At 59.3% G+C, this 20685-nt stretch carries 22 protein-coding genes; 7 read left to right on the top strand and 15 right to left on the bottom strand.

The features are described from left to right. Window positions 1–47: 47 nt before the first annotated feature. Together HF327_RS15685 and pth are read left to right on the top strand one after the other, a co-directional pair. Window positions 48–671, top strand: coding sequence for a 50S ribosomal protein L25/general stress protein Ctc (locus HF327_RS15685; RefSeq protein ID WP_198461127.1), 624 nt, complete (start codon window positions 48–50; stop codon window positions 669–671). A gap of 129 nt (window positions 672–800) precedes the next feature. Beyond that, the gene (pth, locus tag HF327_RS15690; RefSeq protein WP_198461129.1) at window positions 801–1439 is read left to right on the top strand and encodes an aminoacyl-tRNA hydrolase; all 639 of its coding nucleotides are present in this window, start codon (window positions 801–803) and stop codon (window positions 1437–1439) included. Window positions 1440–1519: 80 nt separating this feature from the next. On the opposite strand, the gene HF327_RS15695 is transcribed toward pth, so the two are convergent. Next, on the bottom strand, window positions 1520–1780 hold the full coding sequence (locus tag HF327_RS15695; protein ID WP_198461131.1) for a YfhL family 4Fe-4S dicluster ferredoxin: 261 nt from the start codon (window positions 1778–1780) through the stop codon (window positions 1520–1522). A gap of 197 nt (window positions 1781–1977) precedes the next feature. Between HF327_RS15695 and HF327_RS15700 the strand changes: the two genes are divergently transcribed. From HF327_RS15700 to HF327_RS15720, 5 genes are all read left to right on the top strand, one after another. After that, window positions 1978–2940, top strand: a complete 963-nt coding sequence (locus tag HF327_RS15700) for an ABC transporter permease (protein ID WP_198461133.1) — start codon at window positions 1978–1980, stop codon at window positions 2938–2940. Then, window positions 2937–3824 (top strand): ABC transporter permease, encoded by an 888-nt coding sequence (locus tag HF327_RS15705; protein ID WP_198461135.1) that lies wholly within the window; start codon window positions 2937–2939, stop codon window positions 3822–3824. The genes HF327_RS15700 and HF327_RS15705 overlap by 4 nt, the downstream gene beginning before the upstream one ends. Before the next feature lie 18 nt (window positions 3825–3842). Further along, the gene (locus tag HF327_RS15710) at window positions 3843–4871 is read left to right on the top strand and encodes an ABC transporter ATP-binding protein (protein ID WP_198461137.1); all 1029 of its coding nucleotides are present in this window, start codon (window positions 3843–3845) and stop codon (window positions 4869–4871) included. Then, a complete protein-coding gene (locus tag HF327_RS15715; protein ID WP_198461139.1) occupies window positions 4868–5707 on the top strand; it encodes an ATP-binding cassette domain-containing protein in 840 nt (279 codons plus the stop codon). The genes HF327_RS15710 and HF327_RS15715 overlap by 4 nt, the downstream gene beginning before the upstream one ends. A gap of 179 nt (window positions 5708–5886) precedes the next feature. Continuing rightward, window positions 5887–7374, top strand: coding sequence for an ABC transporter substrate-binding protein (locus tag HF327_RS15720; protein ID WP_198461141.1), 1488 nt, complete (start codon window positions 5887–5889; stop codon window positions 7372–7374). Between the two features lie 66 nt (window positions 7375–7440). On the opposite strand, the gene HF327_RS15725 is transcribed toward HF327_RS15720, so the two are convergent. The 14 genes from HF327_RS15725 to ubiE form a co-directional block, all read right to left on the bottom strand. Beyond that, on the bottom strand, window positions 7441–8022 hold the full coding sequence (locus HF327_RS15725) for a DUF4272 domain-containing protein (protein WP_198461143.1): 582 nt from the start codon (window positions 8020–8022) through the stop codon (window positions 7441–7443). Between the two features lie 111 nt (window positions 8023–8133). Continuing rightward, entirely contained in the window at window positions 8134–8781 is a 648-nt protein-coding gene (locus HF327_RS15730) for a LysE family translocator (RefSeq protein WP_198461145.1), read from the bottom strand. A 79-nt stretch (window positions 8782–8860) separates the two neighbouring features. Beyond that, window positions 8861–9751 (bottom strand): DMT family transporter, encoded by an 891-nt coding sequence (locus tag HF327_RS15735; RefSeq protein WP_198461147.1) that lies wholly within the window; start codon window positions 9749–9751, stop codon window positions 8861–8863. Between the two features lie 169 nt (window positions 9752–9920). After that, window positions 9921–10646, bottom strand: coding sequence for a GTP cyclohydrolase I (gene folE, locus HF327_RS15740; protein ID WP_198461148.1), 726 nt, complete (start codon window positions 10644–10646; stop codon window positions 9921–9923). Between the two features lie 98 nt (window positions 10647–10744). Then, window positions 10745–11509 (bottom strand): endonuclease/exonuclease/phosphatase family protein, encoded by a 765-nt coding sequence (locus HF327_RS15745; RefSeq protein ID WP_099738547.1) that lies wholly within the window; start codon window positions 11507–11509, stop codon window positions 10745–10747. A 23-nt stretch (window positions 11510–11532) separates the two neighbouring features. Then, a complete protein-coding gene (nudB, locus tag HF327_RS15750; RefSeq protein WP_198461149.1) occupies window positions 11533–12030 on the bottom strand; it encodes a dihydroneopterin triphosphate diphosphatase in 498 nt (165 codons plus the stop codon). 242 nt (window positions 12031–12272) lie between these two features. Continuing rightward, the gene (aspS, locus tag HF327_RS15755) at window positions 12273–14078 is read right to left on the bottom strand and encodes an aspartate--tRNA ligase (protein ID WP_198461150.1); all 1806 of its coding nucleotides are present in this window, start codon (window positions 14076–14078) and stop codon (window positions 12273–12275) included. 18 nt (window positions 14079–14096) lie between these two features. Beyond that, a complete protein-coding gene (locus HF327_RS15760) occupies window positions 14097–14741 on the bottom strand; it encodes a DUF502 domain-containing protein (protein ID WP_198461151.1) in 645 nt (214 codons plus the stop codon). 14 nt (window positions 14742–14755) lie between these two features. Further along, complete coding sequence (locus HF327_RS15765) at window positions 14756–15046, bottom strand: FmdB family zinc ribbon protein (RefSeq protein ID WP_198461152.1); 291 nt, start codon at window positions 15044–15046, stop codon at window positions 14756–14758. A gap of 100 nt (window positions 15047–15146) precedes the next feature. Next, complete coding sequence (locus HF327_RS15770; protein WP_198461153.1) at window positions 15147–16598, bottom strand: sodium:solute symporter family protein; 1452 nt, start codon at window positions 16596–16598, stop codon at window positions 15147–15149. A gap of 34 nt (window positions 16599–16632) precedes the next feature. Continuing rightward, window positions 16633–18201: a ubiquinone biosynthesis regulatory protein kinase UbiB gene (ubiB, locus tag HF327_RS15775; RefSeq protein WP_198461154.1), complete on the bottom strand. Its 1569-nt coding sequence runs from the start codon at window positions 18199–18201 to the stop codon at window positions 16633–16635. After that, entirely contained in the window at window positions 18198–18809 is a 612-nt protein-coding gene (locus HF327_RS15780; protein ID WP_198461155.1) for a hypothetical protein, read from the bottom strand. Before HF327_RS15780 ends, ubiB begins: the two co-directional genes overlap by 4 nt. A 90-nt stretch (window positions 18810–18899) precedes the next feature. Continuing rightward, window positions 18900–19892 (bottom strand): Tim44 domain-containing protein, encoded by a 993-nt coding sequence (locus HF327_RS15785; RefSeq protein ID WP_198461156.1) that lies wholly within the window; start codon window positions 19890–19892, stop codon window positions 18900–18902. 51 nt (window positions 19893–19943) lie between these two features. Further along, window positions 19944–20675, bottom strand: a complete 732-nt coding sequence (gene ubiE, locus HF327_RS15790; protein WP_099738563.1) for a bifunctional demethylmenaquinone methyltransferase/2-methoxy-6-polyprenyl-1,4-benzoquinol methylase UbiE — start codon at window positions 20673–20675, stop codon at window positions 19944–19946. Window positions 20676–20685 lie beyond the last annotated feature (10 nt).

A 20685-nucleotide genomic window follows, 5' to 3' on the forward strand; every position in this document is an offset into this window, starting at 1 on the left:
ATCAATAGGGCGAGACTGGTCGCGGTCCGCCCATCTAGGAGTTAGTTATGCAATTCGTCGCAACTGAGCGCGCAAAGCAAGGTACGGGTGCGAGCCGCCGTCTGCGTCTGTCGGGTAAGACTCCCGGCATCGTTTACGGTGCTGGTGAAACCCAACTGATCGAAATCGATCACAACGCCCTGTGGCACGCTGTGCACAAGGAAGCTTTCCACTCCAGCGTTCTGGACATGGAAATCGCCGGTCAAGTGACCAAGGTTGTTCTGCGCGACGTGCAGTTCCACCCCTTCAAGAAGCTGGTGCAACACATCGACTTCCAGCGCGTGGACGCAACCACCAAGCTGCACATGAGCGTGCCTCTGCACTTCGAAGGCGCTGAAGAGTCCCCAGCTGTTAAGGGTGAAAACTGCACCATCACTCACCTGATGACCGCAGTGCAAGTGATCTGCGAACCTGCAATCCTGCCCGAGTTCATCAAGGTGGACCTGAGCGCTCTGACTTCCAAGTCCACTCTGGGCGTGCAAGGTCTGAAGCTGCCTAACGGCGTGAAGGCTGTGGTGCGCGGCGCCAACAAGAACCCTTCCGTGATCTCCATCAAGTTGCCCGACGTGGCTCCTGCTGAAGGCGCTGCACCCGCTCCCGTGGCGGCTCCCGCTAAGAAGGGCAAGAAGTAATTCTTGTGACTTCGGTACAGCGCCCGTCGCTGTACTCAAAGAAAAGGCCCACCTCGGTGGGCTTTTTCTTTGGGGTTGAAAGAACTGCTCCTGCCTGCCCGCCTTTGCTAGCAAGAAGATAATCAAGCCATGATCAAACTGTTTGTCGGCCTCGGCAATCCCGGCCCTGAATACGAAGACACACGGCATAACGCCGGCTTCTGGTGGATTGATGCGCTGGCGCGCGAACTCAAGGTCACTCTGGTTCCAGAGCGCAGCTACTGGGGCCTGATGGCACGTACTACCATCCACGGCCAGCACGTATGGCTACTGGAGCCTCAGACCTTCATGAATCTCTCTGGCAAGTCCGTGGGCACTCTGGCCCGATTCTTCAAAATTCAACCCGAAGAAATTCTGGTCGTGCACGATGAGCTGGACTTTGAGCCCGGCGTGGTCAAACTCAAGCTGGGCGGCAGCCACGGCGGCCACAACGGCCTGCGCGATATCCATGCTCAGCTGGGCTCACCCAACTACTGGCGCCTGCGCGTGGGCATCGGCCACCCAGGCAACAAGGGCGAAGTCGCCAACTGGGTACTCAAGAAACCCGCTCCCGATCAGCTGAAGCTGATCGAAGATGCCATCACACACTCGCTCAAGGCCTGGCCCGAGATGGTGGCCGGGCAGATGGACAAGGCCACACTGGTCATCCACACCACCAAGACCCCACGCCCCAAGCCACTGCGCAAGCCTGCTCCCGATGCAGCACCCACCTCCGCTGACAACGCCTGATGCAAAAAAAATAGCTCCTGAAACAGGAGCTATTTGCGCTTGATTCATAAGGGCAAGAGGCATAAATCCTCATAAAAACCCTAATCCAGCTTCTTGGCCTGCGTCAGCTGCTCGTACTTCTTAAACAGCACCTCGTGGCTCTCCACGTACTCGGGGTTCACGGGAATGCAGGCCACAGGGCAGATCTGCACGCACTGGGGCTCATCAAAGTGGCCCACACATTCTGTGCACTTATGCGGGTGGATTTCATAGAACTGCTCACCCATGTAAATGGCATCGTTCGGGCACTCGGGCTCGCACACATCACAGTTGATGCATTCATCCGTAATCATCAATGCCATGGGCCAGCTCCTCTGCAGTTCTTCGAATAAGTAGTGCTCATTATCCCAAGCCCGCCAAGACATGGCGGCACTCGGGACAAAGCCAATACGCCTCGAAGATCGCTCATTCACGGCTTATCCCCGGCACAATGCCGTTATGCTGCGCAGCACGCAAAAGACCTCTGCGTTTTCCTCACGATGAATCTTCGCCCAAAGCCATGAGCATCTTCTTGCTCAAACGTCTGCTCACGCTGATCGCCACCTTGCTGGGTGCATCCATCGTGGTGTTTGCCGTGCTTGAAATTTTGCCCGGTGATGCCGCCCAAATGCTCATGGGCCCCGATGCAGCTCCCGAAGCCGTGCAGGCCATGGCGCAGCAACTCGGCCTTGATCAACCCGCACTCACGCGCTACTGGCAGTGGATTAGCGGCCTGCTGCATGGCGATATGGGCACCAGCTACTCCTATGGCTCGCCAGTGTCCGAGCTGGTATGGGAGCGCCTTATCGTCACCGTGCCACTGGCCATCGTGGCCATGGGCATCACCGCCGTACTAGCCATTGCGGCTGGCGTGTTTGCCGCAGCCAACCACAAGCGCTGGGGCGATGTGGGGGTGATGGGCCTGGCGCAGATCGGCATTGCCATCCCCAACTTCTGGTTTGCGATTCTTTTGATTCTGCTGTTTTCAGTCAAGCTGCAATGGTTCTCGGCTGGTGGCTTTCCGGGCTGGAGCGAGGAAGACGGCGGCGGCTTCTGGCCCGCGCTACAGGCGCTACTGCTGCCCGCTGTTTCTCTGGCCGTGGTGCAGGCCGCCATTCTGGCGCGCATCACCCGCTCCGCCGTATTAGAAGTGCTGCGCGAAGACTTTGTGCGCACCGCCCGCGCCAAGGGTCTGTCGCGCGGCGCGGCTCTCTGGCGCCATGTACTGCGCAACGCCATGATTCCCGTCATCACCGTCATGGGTCTGCAGTTTGCCAACCTGCTGGCAGGCACCATCGTGGTGGAAAACGTTTTCTACCTGCCCGGTCTCGGCCGCCTGATCTTTCAGTCCATCTCCAACCGCGATGTGATTGTGGTGCGCAACTGCGTGCTACTGCTGGCCACCATGGTGGTGGTGGTTAATTTTGTGGTCGATGTGCTGTATGCCGCCATTGATCCCCGCATCAAGGCCAGCGATATATGAGCGCGCCCGTGCCCGATTACCCCACCCGCGCCTTCACGCGCACGCAGCCGCAAAGCTTTGGTCAGCGCGCGCTGCAGCACCGCAGCTTTTTGCTGGGAGCCCTGCTCAGCACTTTGCTGATTGCAGCCGCCCTGCTGTCTTTTGCCTGGACACCTGGCTCGGCCTACGAAATAGATATGAATGCAGCACTGCAAGCCAGCGGCAGCCTGCACTGGCTGGGCACCGATGCATTTGGGCGCGACATCGCCTCGCAAATTCTCGTCGGTGCACGCGCCTCCATTGCCGTGGGACTGATTGCCGTGGGCATAGGCCTGGCACTGGGCGTAGCGCTGGGGTTGATTGCCGCGGCTCGCCGGGGCTGGGTGGAAGAAATCATCATGCGACTGGCAGACTTCACCTTTGCCTTCCCCGCCCTGCTCTCGGCCATCATGCTCACCGCCGTGTTTGGCGCGGGCATGGTCAATGCCATCATCGCCATAGGCATCTTCAACATTCCCACGTTTGCACGCATTACCCGAGCATCGGCCAACGCCATCTGGGCGCGGGACTATGTGCTGGCCGCACGCGCCTGCGGCAAGAGCCACACCGCCATTACGCTGCAGCATGTGCTGCCCAATATTTTTTCCGTACTGGTGGTGCAGGCCACTATTCAGTTTGCGCTGGCCATTCTGGCCGAGGCCGCGCTGTCTTATCTGGGCCTGGGCACGCAACCGCCCCAGCCCTCATGGGGACGCATGCTCAGCGATGCCCAGACACTCATGTTTCAGACACCTCTGCTGGCCGTCTGGCCTGGCGTGGCGATTGCCCTTTCAGTGCTGGGCCTGAACTTGCTGGGCGACGGCCTGCGCGACCTTCTCGATCCCCGACTGACATGCGAGCGCTAAGGCTTAGGGATACCGACCATGGCTTTGCTTGAAGTCTCCAACCTCTCCATCACCCTGAAAACCCATCGCGGCCGCGCTCAGGCAGTACGCGACGTGAGCTTTACGCTGGAGCGCGGCGCCACGCTGGGCCTGATCGGCGAATCGGGCTGCGGCAAATCGCTGACAGCACTGGCCTTGATGGGCCTGCTGCCCGGGCATGCGCAGATTGACGGCAGCATTCAACTGGACGGCAAAGAGCTGCTGGACCTGAATGAGCGCCAACTGTGTGCGCTGCGTGGCAATCGCATGGCCATGGTGTTTCAGGAACCCATGAGCGCCCTGAACCCCGTGCACAGCATTGGCCGGCAAGTGGCAGAGCCGCTGCGCCTGCACCAAGGCCTGAGCCGCGCACAGGCCCGCGCCCGCGCCACCGAGCTACTGGAACGCGTAGGCATTGCACAGGCCTCACAGCGCCTGGACGAGTACCCACACCAGTTCTCTGGCGGGCAGCGCCAGCGCATCATGATTGCCATGGCACTGGCTTGCGGCCCCGACCTGCTGGTGGCGGACGAGCCCACCACCGCGCTGGATGTCACGGTACAGCAGCGCATTCTGGATTTGCTGCAGGAGCTGGTAGCCGAGCACTCCATGGCGCTGGTACTCATCAGCCACGACCTGGGCGTGATTGCGCAGAATGTGGAACAGCTGTTGGTCATGTACGGCGGTACCGTGGTGGAGTCCGGTATGACGGAAACTGTCTTCGCCCAGCGTGCCCACCCTTATACACGCGGTCTGTTCGCGGCACGCCCCCAGCTGCACGGTTCCAGCTGCACCGACCGCCTGCCCACCATTGCAGGTGCCGTACCTGAGCTGGTAGACCTTCCCGCAGGTTGCCCGTTTGCAGGCCGCTGCAGCTACACCCAGAGCAACTGCTTTATTGAGCGCCCCCAGCCCCGCACGCTACACCAGCCCAGCGTGGCTGCGCCTGCATCGCTGGCCTCATGGCGCCAACCGCATCGGGTGCGCTGCCTGTATGAGCAAGCCTTGAAAGCGGGAGCGCAGGCATGATCCAGGACATTCTTAAGCATGGCGCTCTCAAAACGGAAGCTGCTAGCGCAATACTGCTAAAGGCTAGCGGTCTAAAACGCTCATACACGCGCCCCCGCACCTCACTGTGGCGTGCGGCAGAGCCCCTGCAAGCGCTGCGTGGTGTGAGCTTTGAATTGCAGGCCGGGCAAAGTCTGGGCGTGGTGGGTGAGTCAGGCTCAGGGAAGTCCACCTTGGCCCGCCTGGTCATGGCACTGGATACACCCAGCGAAGGCTCTGTCGAGCTGCTGGGCCGCAATCTGCACCAGCTGCCTGAAAAAGAGCTGCGGGCGGCACGACGTGATTTTCAGATGGTATTTCAGGACCCCTACGGATCGCTGGACCCACGCATGGCGGTGGAGCGCATCATCGGCGAGCCACTGACCACACTGACCGGCAAACCCAGCCGCGCCGCACAGCGCCAGCAGGTGCTGGCCGTGCTCGATCAGGTCGGGCTGCGCGCGCAAGATGCCGACAAGTACCCGCATGAATTTTCGGGCGGCCAGCGCCAGCGCATTGCCATTGCCCGCGCGCTGATTACCCGACCCAAGCTCATCGTGGCCGATGAACCAGTCAGTGCGCTCGATGTGTCCGTCCAGGCGCAGGTGCTCAACCTCATGCAGGACTTGCAACGCGAGCTAGGCCTGTCATACCTCTTCATCAGCCACGATCTGGCCGTGGTGCAGCATGTCTGCGATCAGGTCATCGTGCTCTATCAGGGTGAAGTCGTGGAGCGCGGCACACCGCAAAAGCTGTTCTCGGAGCCAGAGCACCCGTACACACAGGCACTGGTCAAGGCCGCTCCCCGCGCGCTCTGACGCAGCAGTACCAACAGTTGCTCACACTCGCGACCGCGATCTGCAGCACGGCGGCCTTGGCAGCCCCCTGCGTGGTGTAAAAATACAGCTGAAACAAGTCCGCACAGCACGCTGTGCGCAATGACTTGCAGCGCTTTTACAGGCCCAGCGCGGCCTGCCCCCATTCGGAGACTTTGTTGATGCTCAATCGCCGCTCCTTGCTGGTCAGCTCGGCTGCCAGCTTGCCGTTGTTCACCGCCTGGCCCGCTCTGGCCCAGAACAAAAAAGACAGTGTCACGCTGGCCATGACGCTGGAGCCGCCGGGGCTGGACCCCACGGCCGGCGCGGCCTCGTCGATCGCCGAAGTCGTGCTCTACAACGTGTTCGAGACGCTGACCAAGATCAACTCGGACGGCAGCGTCTCGCCCCTGCTGGCCGAAAGCTGGGAGGTCTCCTCCGACCTCAAGACCTACACCTTTCGCCTGCGCAAGGATGCCAAGTTTCAGAATGGCGAGCCCTTTAACGCCACCGCCGTCAAATTTTCGTTTGACCGCGCAGCCGCTGAGAAAAGCACCAACAAGGACAAGCGCAGCTTCGCCAACCTCAACACCAAGGTCGTGGACCCGTACACCATCGTCATCACCAACAAAGATATCGACCCCGATTTTCTGTTTGTGATGGGTCAGGCCACCTCCGTCATCGTCGAGCCCAAGAGCGCGGCCACAAACGCCACCAAACCCGTAGGCACCGGCCCTTACCAGCTGGCGTCGTGGAGCAAGGGCGCATCCGTCACGCTGGCCGCATGGCCGGGCTTTCGCGCGCCACAGAGCATTCGCATCAAACGCGCCGTGTTCCGCTTTATTTCAGACCCGGCTGCGCAGGTCGCCTCCCTGCTGGCAGGCGATGTGGACGTTTTCCCCCGCGTTACGCCGCGCAGCGTGCCCCAGTTCAAGACCAACCAGCGCTTTCAGGTGGTTGTGAGCAACTCATGCGCCAAGACCATTCTGGCCATCAACAACGCACGCAAGCCTCTGAACGATGTGCGCGTACGCCGCGCCATTGCCGCTGCCATTGACCGCGACGCCGTCATCGCCGGTGCCGCCGATGGCTATGGCGTGCCCATTGGCAGCTATTACGTGCCCACCGCCTTTGGCTATGTGGACACCACGGGCGTCAACCCCTTTGATCTGGACAAGGCCAAGGCGCTCATGGCCGAAGCCGGCATCAAGACACCGCTGACGTTGACCATGACCCTGCCGCCCACGCCTTACTCACGCCAGGGCGGCGAGCTGATTGCAGCACAGCTGGCCAAGATTGGTATCCAGCTCAAGCTGCAGAACGTGGAATGGGCACAGTGGCTGTCGGGCACCTACACCAACAAGAACTACGACCTTTCCATCATTTCCCATGTGGAGCCGTTTGATCTGGGCAACTTTGCCAAGCCGGACTATTACTGGGGCTACCACTCGCAAGAGTTCAACGAGCTGTTCGAGAAAATCAAGCATACCCCCCGCCCTGCCGACCGCGCCCGCCTGCTGGGCGACGCTCAGCGCCTGCTGGCCCGGGACGCGGTACACGGCTTTATCTACACCCCGCAATGGGTGACCGTGGCCAATAAGAAGCTGCGCGGACTGTGGAAAGACATGCCGGTGTTTGTGAACGATCTGTCTGCACTTTCCTGGAGCTGAGTCTGAACCTTGCGGCTGCGGGGCGCGAGGCCACCCTTGGCCACGCGCCCCGCATGTCAAGTCTGCTCAGGTATCGGTAGGCACGTCGTCCCAGGTGTCGCCGTAGCCCAAGACCCAGCTCATGGCGTAGCGCCGCTCATAGACGAGGCCAGAGATCAGGCTGTCAATGTCCGGATCATCCTCACCCGGCTCATCTTTGTGAAAGCCCAGGTCACGGTCGCGTACACGCCAGTGCTGGTGGTAGAGGTACTGCTCCTGGGCCTGCAGCTCGGCCAGCGCGCGCCGGACCGGCTGCTGCAAGAAATGTGGAGTCTGCTGGATAGCCTGCAGCACCATGGCATTGCTGAAGACGTCGAACTGCTTATGCAGCTCAGGCATGCGCTCCAGCCCATGCAGGCTCCAGAGCAAAGACACCAGCGCTTCGGAACGCCATGAGAAATTCACCATATCCCTCTGCGCCGGGCTGGGAGTGTCGATAAATTCCCGCTCAGCCTGAGACAGGTAGCGAGCAATATCGTGGGCCGCCATCCACTTGGCGTTCTGACTGGGAAACTGGACTTTTCCAATCACCGCTATCAGTCCCAGCACACGCTCGGCAATCTCACCAGCCGACCGAGGTTGCAGGTCATCGAGGTCGTCATCGTTCATGGCGTCTCTCCGTCTGATTTAACTGACACTCCACACTCCGGCGTCTGCCGGATGTCCCAGTGTGAACTGGCCGCGTATTCTGTTCAAAAGATGCAGCGCCAGCAACAGTCCCTAGCGTTGCACCAGCACCAGCCTTAGCGCCAGCGCGCCGAAGACAGTGGCGGCAATGCGGTTGAGCAAGCGCTGGGCGCGGGCAGATCGCTGCAGAATCTGGCCAAACAGGCCCGAGCCACAGGCGATGGAGCCAAACACCAGCAACGTGGCCAGCATGAAGACACAACCCAGCGCCATGACTTGCAGACCCACGCTGCCGCGCGCCGGGTCGGTAAACTGGGGCAAAAAGGCCAGAAAGAAAATGAGAACCTTGGGGTTGGTCAGACTCATGACCACTCCGCGACCTGCCCAGCCCATGGCCGTTTTCAGGGTCAGCACATCACGCTCGGCCTGTGCCTGCGCACCTTCAGTCACACTGACCGGTGCACGCCATGCGCCCCATGCCAGATACGCCAGATATGCCGCACCGCAGAGCTTGAGTACCGTAAACAACATGGGCGATGCAGCAACCACCGCCGCCAGCCCCAAAGCCACCGCGACGGTGTGGCCCACAATACCAAGGCTCAGCCCCAGCACCACGCACAAGCCCACACGCCAGCCCCGCTGGGCGGACTGCACGAGGACAAACAGATTGTCCGGTCCAGGGCTCAGACCCAGCAATACGGCCACGCCAAAGAATGCAATCAAAACGTCCCAGGTCGGCATGGTCAATTCTTTATAAAAACAATAGCTGCTTGCGCTTGATTGACAAGCGCTACAGGCCTTTTTGATGCATGAAGTTGCATCAACCCAGCCCCAGCGCCGTCACGCCCAGGGCAATCATGATGGCACCGGCAATACGCAGTCCTCGGTCGCCCTCACCCAGCAGCTTGCCACCGATCAGCGCCGCAAACAGCATGGATACCTCTCGCGCCGGAGCGACATGCGAGATCGGTGCGCTTTGCACGGCATACAGCACCAGCACATAGGCAATAGGACTGAAGAAAGCCACGATGGCCGCATAGCGCCACTGCAGACGCCACAGGCGCTTGGTCTCGGGCCAGTCCTGCACAGCCAGCGGCGCCAGAATCACCAGTCGGATCAGATTGCCCATGTAGTCCACCAGAATGGGCGACATCAGCAGCACCTTGACGGCATAGCTGTCCACCACCGTATAGCTGGCGATGAACATACCCGTCAGCAAGCCGTAGTAGAGACCGGACAGCACGCGCTGGCGTGCCTCGTCGTCTTTCCCTTCGCGGATGGCAATGATCATGCGCGGGCCGCCCGCAATCAAAAACACGCCGATCACCACGCCCGCAATACCCGCTGCACCCAGCGCGGAAATGCTCTCGCCCAGAAACAGCACCGCCACCAGCGATGACATCAGCGGCCCACTGCCGCGCGCCAGCGGATAGACCACCGTCAGATCCGCCACCCGGTAGCCGCGCAGCAGCACCACGAAATAAGCCACATGCAGCAACGCGCTGGCCGTGACAAAAGCCCATTCCATCCAGCCCCAGCCCGGCACCACATCCTTGCCCAGCCACCAGCCCAGCGGCAGCCAGATGACCGCGTTCCAGACCGAGGTGTAGAGCGAAAAGCGGGCATCGCCACCCGCCTTCTTGGCCACGATATTCCAGCCCGAGTGAATCAGGCCGGCCAGAATGATGAGAGCAAAAGCTTGCAGTGACATGAGAGACAGAAACGCCAGAAATGCAAAAGGCCGCGCAACGCGCAGCCTTTTAGAAGATCAGTTTTCAGTACAGAACACAGCCCAAGTCAGAGACTCCGAGCAAGGGCCGCCTCGCAGCAAAGGCGTCATCCCCTTGGGAGAAGGCGCGCAGCGACTCAGGGGGATTCATTTACTTGCGGGCAGCAATCAGCGACAAGAATTCGCGACGCAGCTCGGAGTTGGTGAGGAAGGCCCCACGCATGACAGAGTTGAGCATCTTGGAGTCCATCTCGCGCACACCGCGCCAGGACATGCAAAAGTGCGAGGCTTCCATCACTACCGCCAGGCCGTCAGGGCGGGTCTTGTTCATGATCAGGTCAGCCAGCTGAATAATGGCTTCTTCCTGGATCTGCGGGCGACCCATGATCCAGTCCACCAGACGGGCGTACTTGGACAGGCCAATGACGTTGGTGTTCTTGTTGGGCAGCACGCCAATCCAGATCTTGCCCATGACGGGGCACAGGTGGTGGCTGCAGGCACTGCGCACGGTGATGGGGCCGACAATCATCAGCTCGTTCAGGTGCTCGGCGTTGGGGAATTCGGTAATCGCTGGCTGATGCACATAGCGGCCGCGGAAGACCTCGTTCACATACATCTTGGCCACACGACGAGCCGTGGCGCGGGTGTTGTGATCGTTGGTGGTGTCGATGACCATGGAGTCGAGCACCGTCTGCATCTTCTCCTGGACCTCGTCCAGCATCAGCTCCAGCTCGCCGGGCTCAATAAAATCGGCGATGTTGTCGTTGGCGTGAAAACGCTTGTTCGCCGCCTGCAGGCGCTCGCGGATCTTGACCGAAACGGGCGTGCCCTCTTCAGTCTGTTTGTCTTTATTCATATCGGCGAGTTCTCTGAACATTCAAGAATGGTACCAGCGAATCAACTTCCCAAAGCTGCAAAGGCTTTGCCATTCAAACGCAGGTTTGCAAGGCAGCAGAAGCTATGGTTTCAGTAGCATCAGAGCCTGAATTCAGCAATCAGCGGCAAATGATCGGACATGCGCCACCAAATCCGCCCCTTGGGCACTTGCAGCCCCAGCGGCGTCAGCCCACGCACATAGATGTGGTCTAGCTGCGCAATCGGCAGACGTGCAGGGTAAGTGGCGATACCCCGGGTCTCATCAAACTCGAACAGGCCAAAGCCCGCCAGCATGCGCTTGATCTGGTTGCCCCAGTCGTTGAAGTCACCTGCCACGACCAGCGGCGCATTGGGCGGCACCTCGCGTTCGATAAAGCGCTGCAGCAGCGCAATCTGGCGAATGCGGCTGCCGGGAATCAAGCCCAGATGCACCACGATGGAGTGCACGCGCTTGCCATTGATGTCCAGTTCCACATGAAGCAGCCCGCGCTGCTCGAAGCGGTGGTCCGAGATGTCTTCGTGCTGGTAGCCAATCACCGGCCAGCGGCTGAGCAGCGCATTGCCGTGTTCGCCATCCTTGGTATAGGCATTGGTCAGGTAGACGGACTCATAGCCTTCGGGAGCCAGATATTCGGCCTGCGGCACATTGGGCCAGTGGTCGAAGTACTGCTCCTCCTTGCGGTTCATCTTGCGTACTTCCTGCAGGCAGACGATGTCTGCATCGAGCTGCTCCACGGCAAGCCCCAGATTGTGGATTTCCAGCCGCCGTGCCGGCCCCAGGCCCTGCACGCCTTTGTGAATGTTGTAGGTGGCCACGCGCAGGATCTGCGGCTCTGGCGGCGTAAACAACTGAACTTCAGACATAGGCACTATTTTTCTCAAAGCGGTTACGGCTTCTGCTGGCTTGGAGCCAACGCCGGTTCAAAGCGCGGCAGCAACAAAATGGCTTCTGCATTGGAAGAAGAAAAGCAGCGCTGGGCTGCGTCGCGCCAATCATGCCAATCATGTGCGGTGTGCTCTCTCGGATTCAAGTGCACAGCCATGTAGGACGGCACACGAAGCCCGAACACGCGCTCCTGGTTGTGCCACACGCCCGGCGCATAGCGGTGCTGCCATTCGGGATAGATGGCGTACACGTTCTCAAGCTCCCAGTCGATGAGCTGGCAGCCGGGCGCGAGTGCATCAATGCCGGTTTCTTCCAGCACTTCGCGGGCGGCGGTTTCGCGCCAGTCCTCACCCTCGCTGTCTTTGCTGCCTGTCACCGACTGCCAGAACGGCTCACCGCCCGGCGCAGCAATGGTGCGGCGCAGCAGCAGAACCTGGCCATCCCCACGGTAGATGACCACCAGCACGGACTGCGGAATCTTGTAAGGCTTGATGTCCATCAGCCCATATTAGCGCGCAGGCAATGGCCGCAATGGGAGTTGGCGCTGCGCTTGAGGACTATCAATATTCATAGCGACTGGCGATTTCCAGTCATCCAAATAGATAAAAAAACTTGTCAGATTCATCTACTGACAGGCACAAGCAGCTCTTAAAGCAGTAGCAATAAAAAAGCGCCAGCCGCTTTTCGCAGACTGGCGCTTGATGCGGACTGCGGCAAACGCAGTCTGCAAAAGGCTGGAGATCAGGCCTCGGTGGTCGTCACAACCGTGTTGCGCAGCTTGATGTGCAACTCGCGCAGTTGCTTCTCGTCCACGGGCGAAGGGGCTTGCGTCAGCAAGTCCTGGGCGCGCTGGGTCTTGGGGAAGGCAATCACGTCACGGATGGACTCGGAGCCGGTCATCAGCGTGATCAGACGGTCCAGACCGAAGGCCAGACCGCCGTGAGGAGGCGCACCGTATTGCAGCGCATCCAGCAGGTAGCCGAACTTGGCGCGCTGGTCTTCAGGAGTGATGTTCAGGGCGGCAAACACCTTGGCCTGCACGTCCGCACGGTGGATACGCACCGAGCCACCGCCCAGTTCCCAGCCGTTCAGCACCATGTCGTAGGCCTTGGCAATGCACTTACCGGGGTCGCTCACCATCAGCTCTTCATGGCCATCCTTAGGCGATGTGAAGGGGTGGTGCACAGCCGCCCAGCGGTTGTTTTCTTCGTCATGCTCGAACATCGGGAAGTCCACCACCCACAGGGGGGCCCACTTGTTTTCGAACAGACCGCTCTTCTTGCCAAACTCGCTGTGGCCGACCTTCAGACGCAGGGCGCCGATGGAGTCGTTGACGATCTTTTCCTTGTCAGCGCCGAAGAACAACAGGTCGCCGTCTTGAGCACCGGTCCGCTTCAAGATTTCAGCAATCGCTGCATCGTGCAGGTTCTTGACGATGGGCGACTGCAGGCCTTCACGACCCTTGGCCACTTCGTTGACCTTGATCCATGCCAGACCCTTGGCACCGTAGATCTTGACGAACTCGGTGTAGCCGTCGATTTCGCCACGCGAGATCGCAGCGCCGCCGGGCACGCGCAGAGCCACCACACGGCCGCCCTTGGTGGTCGCAGGAACCGAGAAGACCTTGAAATCCACATCGCCCATGCAGTCGGTCAGCTCTGTGAACTCGAGCTTGACGCGCAGATCGGGTTTGTCCGAACCAAAGCGGTGCGCCGCATCCTGGTAGGTCATGATGGGGAATTCGCCCAGTTCCACGTTCAGTTGAGTCTGGAACACTTCCGTAATCATCTGCTGGAAGATGGCACGAATTTCTTCCTCGTTCAGGAACGAAGTTTCGCAGTCGATCTGCGTGAATTCAGGCTGGCGGTCAGCGCGCAGGTCTTCGTCACGGAAGCACTTGGTGATCTGGTAGTAGCGGTCGTAACCAGCCACCATCAGCATCTGCTTGTACAGCTGGGGAGACTGGGGCAGCGCGAAGAATTCACCGTCATGCACGCGCGAGGGCACGAGGTAGTCGCGTGCGCCTTCAGGCGTGGACTTACCCAGCATGGGGGTTTCGATGTCGATGAAGCCCAGCTTGTCCAGGAAGTTACGCACCTGAATCGCGGTCTTGTAACGCAGCATCATGTTGCGCTGCATCACGGGGCGGCGCAGGTCCATCACGCGGTTGGTCAAACGCACGGTTTCCGACAGGTTCTCGTCGTCCAGCTGGAAGGGAGGTGTGACGGAAGCGTTCAGCACGTTCAGCTCATGACACAGCACTTCGATCTGGCCGCTCTTCAGTTTGTCGTTAGTCGTGCCAGCGGGACGAGCACGCACGATGCCCTTGACCTGCACGCAGAACTCATTGCGCACGTCTTCAGCCACCTTGAACATTTCAGCGCGGTCAGGGTCGCAGACCACCTGCACGTAGCCTTCACGGTCACGCAGGTCGATAAAGATCACACCACCGTGGTCACGGCGGCGATTCACCCAGCCGCACAGGGTCACGGTTTCGCCCATTTGGGCTTCGGTCACCAGACCGCAGTATTGAGTACGCATTGCCATGAAAGTCTTCCTGCACCCTTAGGGGTGCGACAAGGTTGTTTGTTTGGGTTCTTCGATCGCGGTGAGGTCTGGCGGAGCCACTACACCCATCGAAACAATATATTTGAGTGCGGCATCCACACTCATTTCCAGCTCGACGCACTCGCTCTTGCGCACCAGCACAAAGTAACCGCCCGTAGGGTTCGGTGTGGTGGGAACGAACACGCTGACATAGTCATCGCGCAGCAAGGCCGCTACTTCGCCGTTGGGCTGACCCGTGACAAAGGCCACGGTCCAGACACCTTCACGCGGCCACTGCACCATGACGGCAGTGCGAAAGGCATTACCGCTGTCAGAGAAAACGGTATCAGAGACCTGCTTGACACTGGAATAGATGGAACGCACCACAGGAATGCGGCGCACCAGTGCATCACCCCAGCCGACCAGCTTGCGTCCGATAAAGTTGCTGGCAATACCACCGACGATCAGCAGGATAAGCAGCGTCAAAATGACACCAAAACCCGGAATGTGAACGCCCAGAAGTTTGTCTGGCTGCCATGCCTCAGGAAGAATGGCCAGCGTCTGGTCCAGTGTCCCGATGATCCAGTTGAGCACGCCGAGGGTGATCACCAGAGGAACGATGACCAGCAAACCTGCAATCAGCCACTTGCGCAATGCAAACATAGTCTCGAAGAGCCTCAGGAGTTGGCAGTGGCAGGAGCCGCTGCAGGAGCCGGTGCGGGTTCCGCTGCAGGTGCAGCAGCGCTCTCACTGGTGGACGAAGTGCTTGCAGTCGGCTTGCTGCCGCTGTTCTTGAAGTCCGTGGCATACCAGCCAGAACCCTTGAGCTGAAAGCCCGGAGCGGTAAGCTGCTTCGAAAAGGCCTCGGCACCGCAAGCTGGGCACACGGTCAGCGGCGTGTCCGAGATTTTCTGCAGCACATCCTTGGCATGACCACAGGAGCCACACTTGTATGCATAGATAGGCATAGCGCTAAAACGAGGGAAGTGCAAAAACCCTCAATTATAGGCGTCGCCCCTCGTTTTGCTGCACTGCACAGGCAAGACCCGGCATCGCTTATTTGCACTTTCAGGCCTTGGCCTCGGTAAAGCTCTCAATTTCGCGATGATGGTTGCTGACCCACTGGGGCAGCAGAGACCCTGCCAGCATGCCAACAACCGCCGCCAAAAGACCAGCCAGCTGCTGCGGGAAAGCCTGATGGAGCGCCGGTGTCACCATGAAGATCAGCCAGACGCCAATCCCCAGAATCACCGCGCTGATGGCGCCTTGCGTGGTGGCACGCTTCCAGTACAAACCAAAGACCAGCGGCACAAAAGCCCCCACCAGTGGCACCTGATAAGCACTGGCCACCAGTTCATAGATGGGAGTGCCTTGCATGGCGATGGAATAAGCCAGCACACAGGCCGCAAACACCAGCACGCTGATGCGCATGGTCTTGAGGTTGTCTTTGTCCGTCGTAAACGGACGGAACTGGCGCCAGATATTTTCGGTAAACGTGACACTGGGTGCCAGCAAGGTCGCTGATGCGCAGGATTTGATAGCCGACAGCAGTGCACCAAAGAAAAGCACCTGCATGGCAAAGGGCATCTTGTCCATCACCAAAGTCGGCAGCACCTTTTGCGGGTCTTCAGCCAGCAGGGCAGTAGCCTCAGTCGGCATGATGATGAGCGCACTGGCCACGAGAAACATGGGCACAAAGGCAAAAATCACATAGCAGGCCCCACCGATGATGGTTCCGCGCACCGCAGATTTTTCGGTGTCGGCAGACATCACGCGCTGGAAGATGTCCTGCTGCGGAATCGAGCCCAGCATCATGGTCACGGCGGCACCGATGAAGAACACGATTTCATGGAACGATGGTTCAGGCAAAAACTTGAACAGATCGCGACTGGTGGCCAGATCCACCACCTTGTCAGCACCACCCGCCATATCGCCGGCGAAGAAGGCAAGGGCCAGCAAGCCCACAACCAGAATGATCATCTGCACAAAATCGGTGACCGCCACAGACCACATGCCGCCGAACAGCGTATAGATGAGCACGGAAAGAATGCCAATCGTCATGCCCATGGGGATGCTGACCGAGCCGCCCGAGAGCAGGTTGAACACCAACCCCAATGCTGTGACCTGGGCCGAGACCCAGCCCAGATAACTGAGCATGATGATCAGCGAGCAGATCACCTCGATCGAGCGACCATAACGAGCACGGTAGTAGTCGCTGATGGTCAGCAAATTCATGCGGTATAGCTTGGCCGCAAAAAAAGCGCCAACCAGAATCAGGCACATGCCTGCGCCAAACGGGTCTTCCACCAATGCCTGCAGACCGCCTTCGATGAACTTGGCAGGTACACCCAGCACCAGCTCGGACCCGAACCAGGTCGCGAAGGTGGTGGTGATGATCATGTACAGCGGCAGATGCCGCCCGGCAATAGCGAAGTCCGCCGTGTTTTTCACACGTTTTGCCGCCCACAAACCAATGCCAATGGTTATCAACAGGTAGACGATTACCAATGAGAGCAGCAAGCTCACACTCCTCAGACTAAATAAAACAGGAAGCTCAGAAGCGGATGCGCAGCAGAATCTGCAGCACTACCAGTCCGATAACGAAACCAATGCCTGCGCTGAGGATGGCCTGCAGCAAGCGGTTGGTTGTCTTTTGCTGCTGGAGCAGCTCCTTCAACAAGGCATCGTTGTGATGACCAGCGCCTTGTTTGGCCAGATACTGGTGCAGCACGCGCGGGATATCGGGCAGGATTTTGGCGTAGCGCGGGGCTTGCGCCTGAATCTCACTCCACAGACGCTGCGGGCCCATCTGGTCCAGCATCCACTTTTCAAGAAACGGCTTGGCCGTGCTCCAGAGGTCCAGATTGGGGTCCAGCTGACGCCCCAGACCTTCGATATTGAGCAGCGTCTTTTGCAGCAGCACCAGTTGTGGCTGGATTTCAACCTGAAAACGGCGTGAAGTCTGAAAAAGGCGCATCAGCACCATACCCAGAGAGATCTCGGCCAGCGGGCGGTCAAAGTAAGGCTCACAGACGGATCGAATAGCGGCTTCCAACTCTTCGACCCGCGTGGTGGCAGGCACCCAGCCGCTTTCCACGTGCAAAGCGGCAACGCGCTTGTAGTCACGGCGGAAGAAAGCCAGAAAGTTCTGCGCCAGATATTCTTTGTCGAACTCGGTCAGCGTGCCAACGATGCCAAAGTCCAGCGAGATATAGCGCCCGAAGCTATCGGGCTCCAGGCTGACCATGATGTTTCCCGGGTGCATGTCCGCATGGAAGAAACCATCACGAAACACCTGGGTAAAGAAAATGGTCACGCCATCACGCGCCAGCTTGGGGATGTCAACACCGGCGTCACGCAGACGCTCCACCTGACTGATGGGCACGCCCTTCATGCGCTCCATCACCATCACATCGGTGTGGCAGTAATCCCAGTGAATCTCGGGGATCAGCACCAGATCCAGCCCTTCCATATTGCGGCGCAGCTGCGCAGCATTGGAGGCTTCTCGAATCAGGTCCAGCTCGTCATGCAGGTAGTTGTCGAACTCGCCAACCACTTCCTTGGGCTTGAGGCGCTTGCCGTCCTTGGACAGCCGCTCCATCCAGCCCGCCATCATGTGCATGAGCGCCAGATCCTTGTCGATCACTGTCTTCATGCCCGGGCGCAACACCTTGACGGCCACCTCATGCTCAACGCCAGCTTTATCGCGAATCACGGCAAAGTGCACCTGTGCAATCGATGCACTGGCAACGGGCTGGCGATCAAAGCTCACAAAAATCTGATCGAGCGGCTTGCGAAACGAACGCTCGATGGTGTCCACCGCGATTTGCGAATCGAACGGCGGCACACGGTCTTGCAGCTTGGCCAGCTCTTCCGCAACATCGGGCGGCATCAGATCGCTGCGCGTAGACAGCACCTGACCGAACTTCACAAAGATGGGACCCAGTGCCTCCAGCGCTTCACGCAGGCGCACGCCACGCGGCTTGTCCAGCTTGCGGCCAAATGTGAGCACGCTGCGCAGATTGCGCATGCGCGGGTGAGGAATGCCGGAGAGCACCAGCTCATCCAGACCATAACGAAACACCACCCAGAGGATGGCCCAGCCTCGCAGGAAACGACTCATGGCTGTGTGTAATCGGCACCGGGCATGGAGGCCACAGGTGCTGTGCTTGCCGGGCTGACGACATCTGCATCAGCGGCTTTTTTGCCACCCATGCGTGCACCAACGAACTGGCGCAGGCCTTGGGCTGCTGTGCGTGCGACCTTGACAATGGTGTGGGCAGGCACGTCTCCGACCAAGCGTGCCAGGTCTTCTTCCACATCCCACTTGACGTTGTCGACCAGCCAGTTGATCTCGGCGGCAAACTGCACATCGCCTTCAATGCGGATGCTGGGCTTGTCGCCGCGCAATGCGGTCTGAGCCAGCGACAGAGGCGAAGTCTCAGTGACTTCCAGCATCAGGTCGGGAGCAGCATCTTCAGGCGCCACATCGAACAGACCCGCTGGCGTGACCAGCAAGGCTACCGAGTACTGACGCCATTGCACGCGGGCAATGCGACCTTTTTGACGCAGGAGGCGATCCATGGCCTCTTTTTCCTGCATCAGCACATGGTTGATGAAAAGCACCAGACGCTGATGCATTTCACTCACCAGCCATTCGGGAGCTTGAGGTCCAGCCATCACGCGTTCGACGAGACCGCTCAGAAAAGAAAAAGGGGACTGTGTTGCCATAGTCCCCGATTATTCATGAAATCAATCCCCCTGAGTCGCTACGCGCCTTCCCTATGGAAACAACGCCTTCGCTGCGGGACTGTCTCTGCCTTATTGCAGCGCTTGCACGCCAGCCACCAGCCAGCCGCTGGAGCCGCTCTTGGGCTTAGTCATGTTCCAGACTTCGCGGAAAGGGCTTGGTCCTGCCGAGGCATCTTCACGAATCATGCCGGAGAACTCGACACTGGCCATATAGCCATTACCCAGATCTTCGATACCCAGCAACTGAGCATCAATCATCAGCACTTCCGTGTGGTTGGGTTCGCCAGGGCGCTGAGCTTCACGCTCAGACAGTTGAGAGCGAATTTCCGACAGCATCTCGTCCGTCATCATCGAGCGCAGTGAAGTAATGTCAGAGCGATCCCAGGCGGATTGCAGAGTCACGAAATTACGCTTGGCAGCGGTCAGGAAACCGGCTTGATCAAAGCCTTCTGGCACGCCCCAGCTCTGCGAACCCGACAAAGCCGAGCCAATCATGGAGCCACCAGCTGCGGCGGCAGGCTGATAGTCCTGCTCCCAGGGGCGCGCAGACGCATCATTGCCAATTTTCTCGGGGTTGTACTGACGAGCCTGAGGAGCGTTGACATCGCCACCCAGATTGCCTGCGCCCTGAAAGGCGAAGGGGCTGTTATTGGCCTGAGGAGCAGGCGCAGCCTTGCGGCGACGCATGATCATGCCAATCACGGCCATGGCGACCATGGCCAGCAAGGCCATCATCAGGAAGTTGCCAAATGCTTCACCAAAGCCCAGCGAGTGAGCCAGCCAGGCCAGACCCAGACCCGCTGCCAGGCCGCCAAGCATGGCACCCCAGGGCTTCTTGGGCGCTGCTGCAGGCGTTGCCGGCGCACCAGCACGGTTTTGCTGAGCCGCATTTTGCTGCGGAGCCTGCTGAGTATTCTGTGTGGGAGCACGAGAAGCTTCGCGTTGCGTGACGTTGCCAGACTGTTTGCCAAACGAAGAGCCTCCGCCCATGCGTTTCGCGTCAGCCTCACCGTGCGCCACAACCAGCATTGCCACCAAGGCGATTGACCAAAGTTTTTTCATCTCATCTCCCTTCTTATAGAAAGTCGCTACAAATCTGCGCACGAGGCGCACTTAACACTTGATCCCGACATGCAAGGCACAGATGCCACCTGTCATGTTGTGATAGTCCACATGGCCAAAGCCACATTGCTGCATCAAGGCCTTTAGTTCCTTTTGACCGGGGTGCATGCGAATGGATTCAGCCAGATACCGGTAGCTTTCCGCATCACCGGCAATCATCTGCCCCATGGCCGGCAAAATCTTGAAAGAATAAAAGTCATAGGCTTTCTCCAGGGGCTTGGCCACCTTGGAGAACTCCAGCACCAGCAACTTGCCACCGGGGCGCAGAACGCGGTTCATTTCCTTGAGCGCTGCATCCTTGTGCGTCATATTGCGCAGACCAAAGGCCACGCTGACCAAGTCAAAGTGGCCATCCGGGAAAGGCAGCTTTTCCGCGTCACAGACCAAGGTCGGCAGCAACACGCCCTTGTCGGTCAGGCGGTCACGCCCCACACGCAGCATGGCTTCGTTGATATCGGTGTGAACCACTTGGCCCGATGCGCCGACCTTCTTGGAAAACGCCAGGGCCAAATCGCCCGTGCCGCCTGCAATATCCAGCGCCTTATCGCCTTCTTTGAGGTTGGCCACCATCAGGGTGTAGGCCTTCCATGCGCGATGCAGACCACCGGACATGACGTCATTCATGACGTCGTACTTGGAGGCCACGGAGTCGAACACACCGCGTACACGCGATGCCTTCTCGCTTTCGTCAACAGTCTGGAATCCGAAGTGTGTGGAGCTCATAACAGAGAAT

The sequence above is a fragment of the Comamonas suwonensis genome, from assembly GCF_012844455.2.
Lineage (GTDB): Bacteria > Pseudomonadota > Gammaproteobacteria > Burkholderiales > Burkholderiaceae_C > Comamonas > Comamonas suwonensis.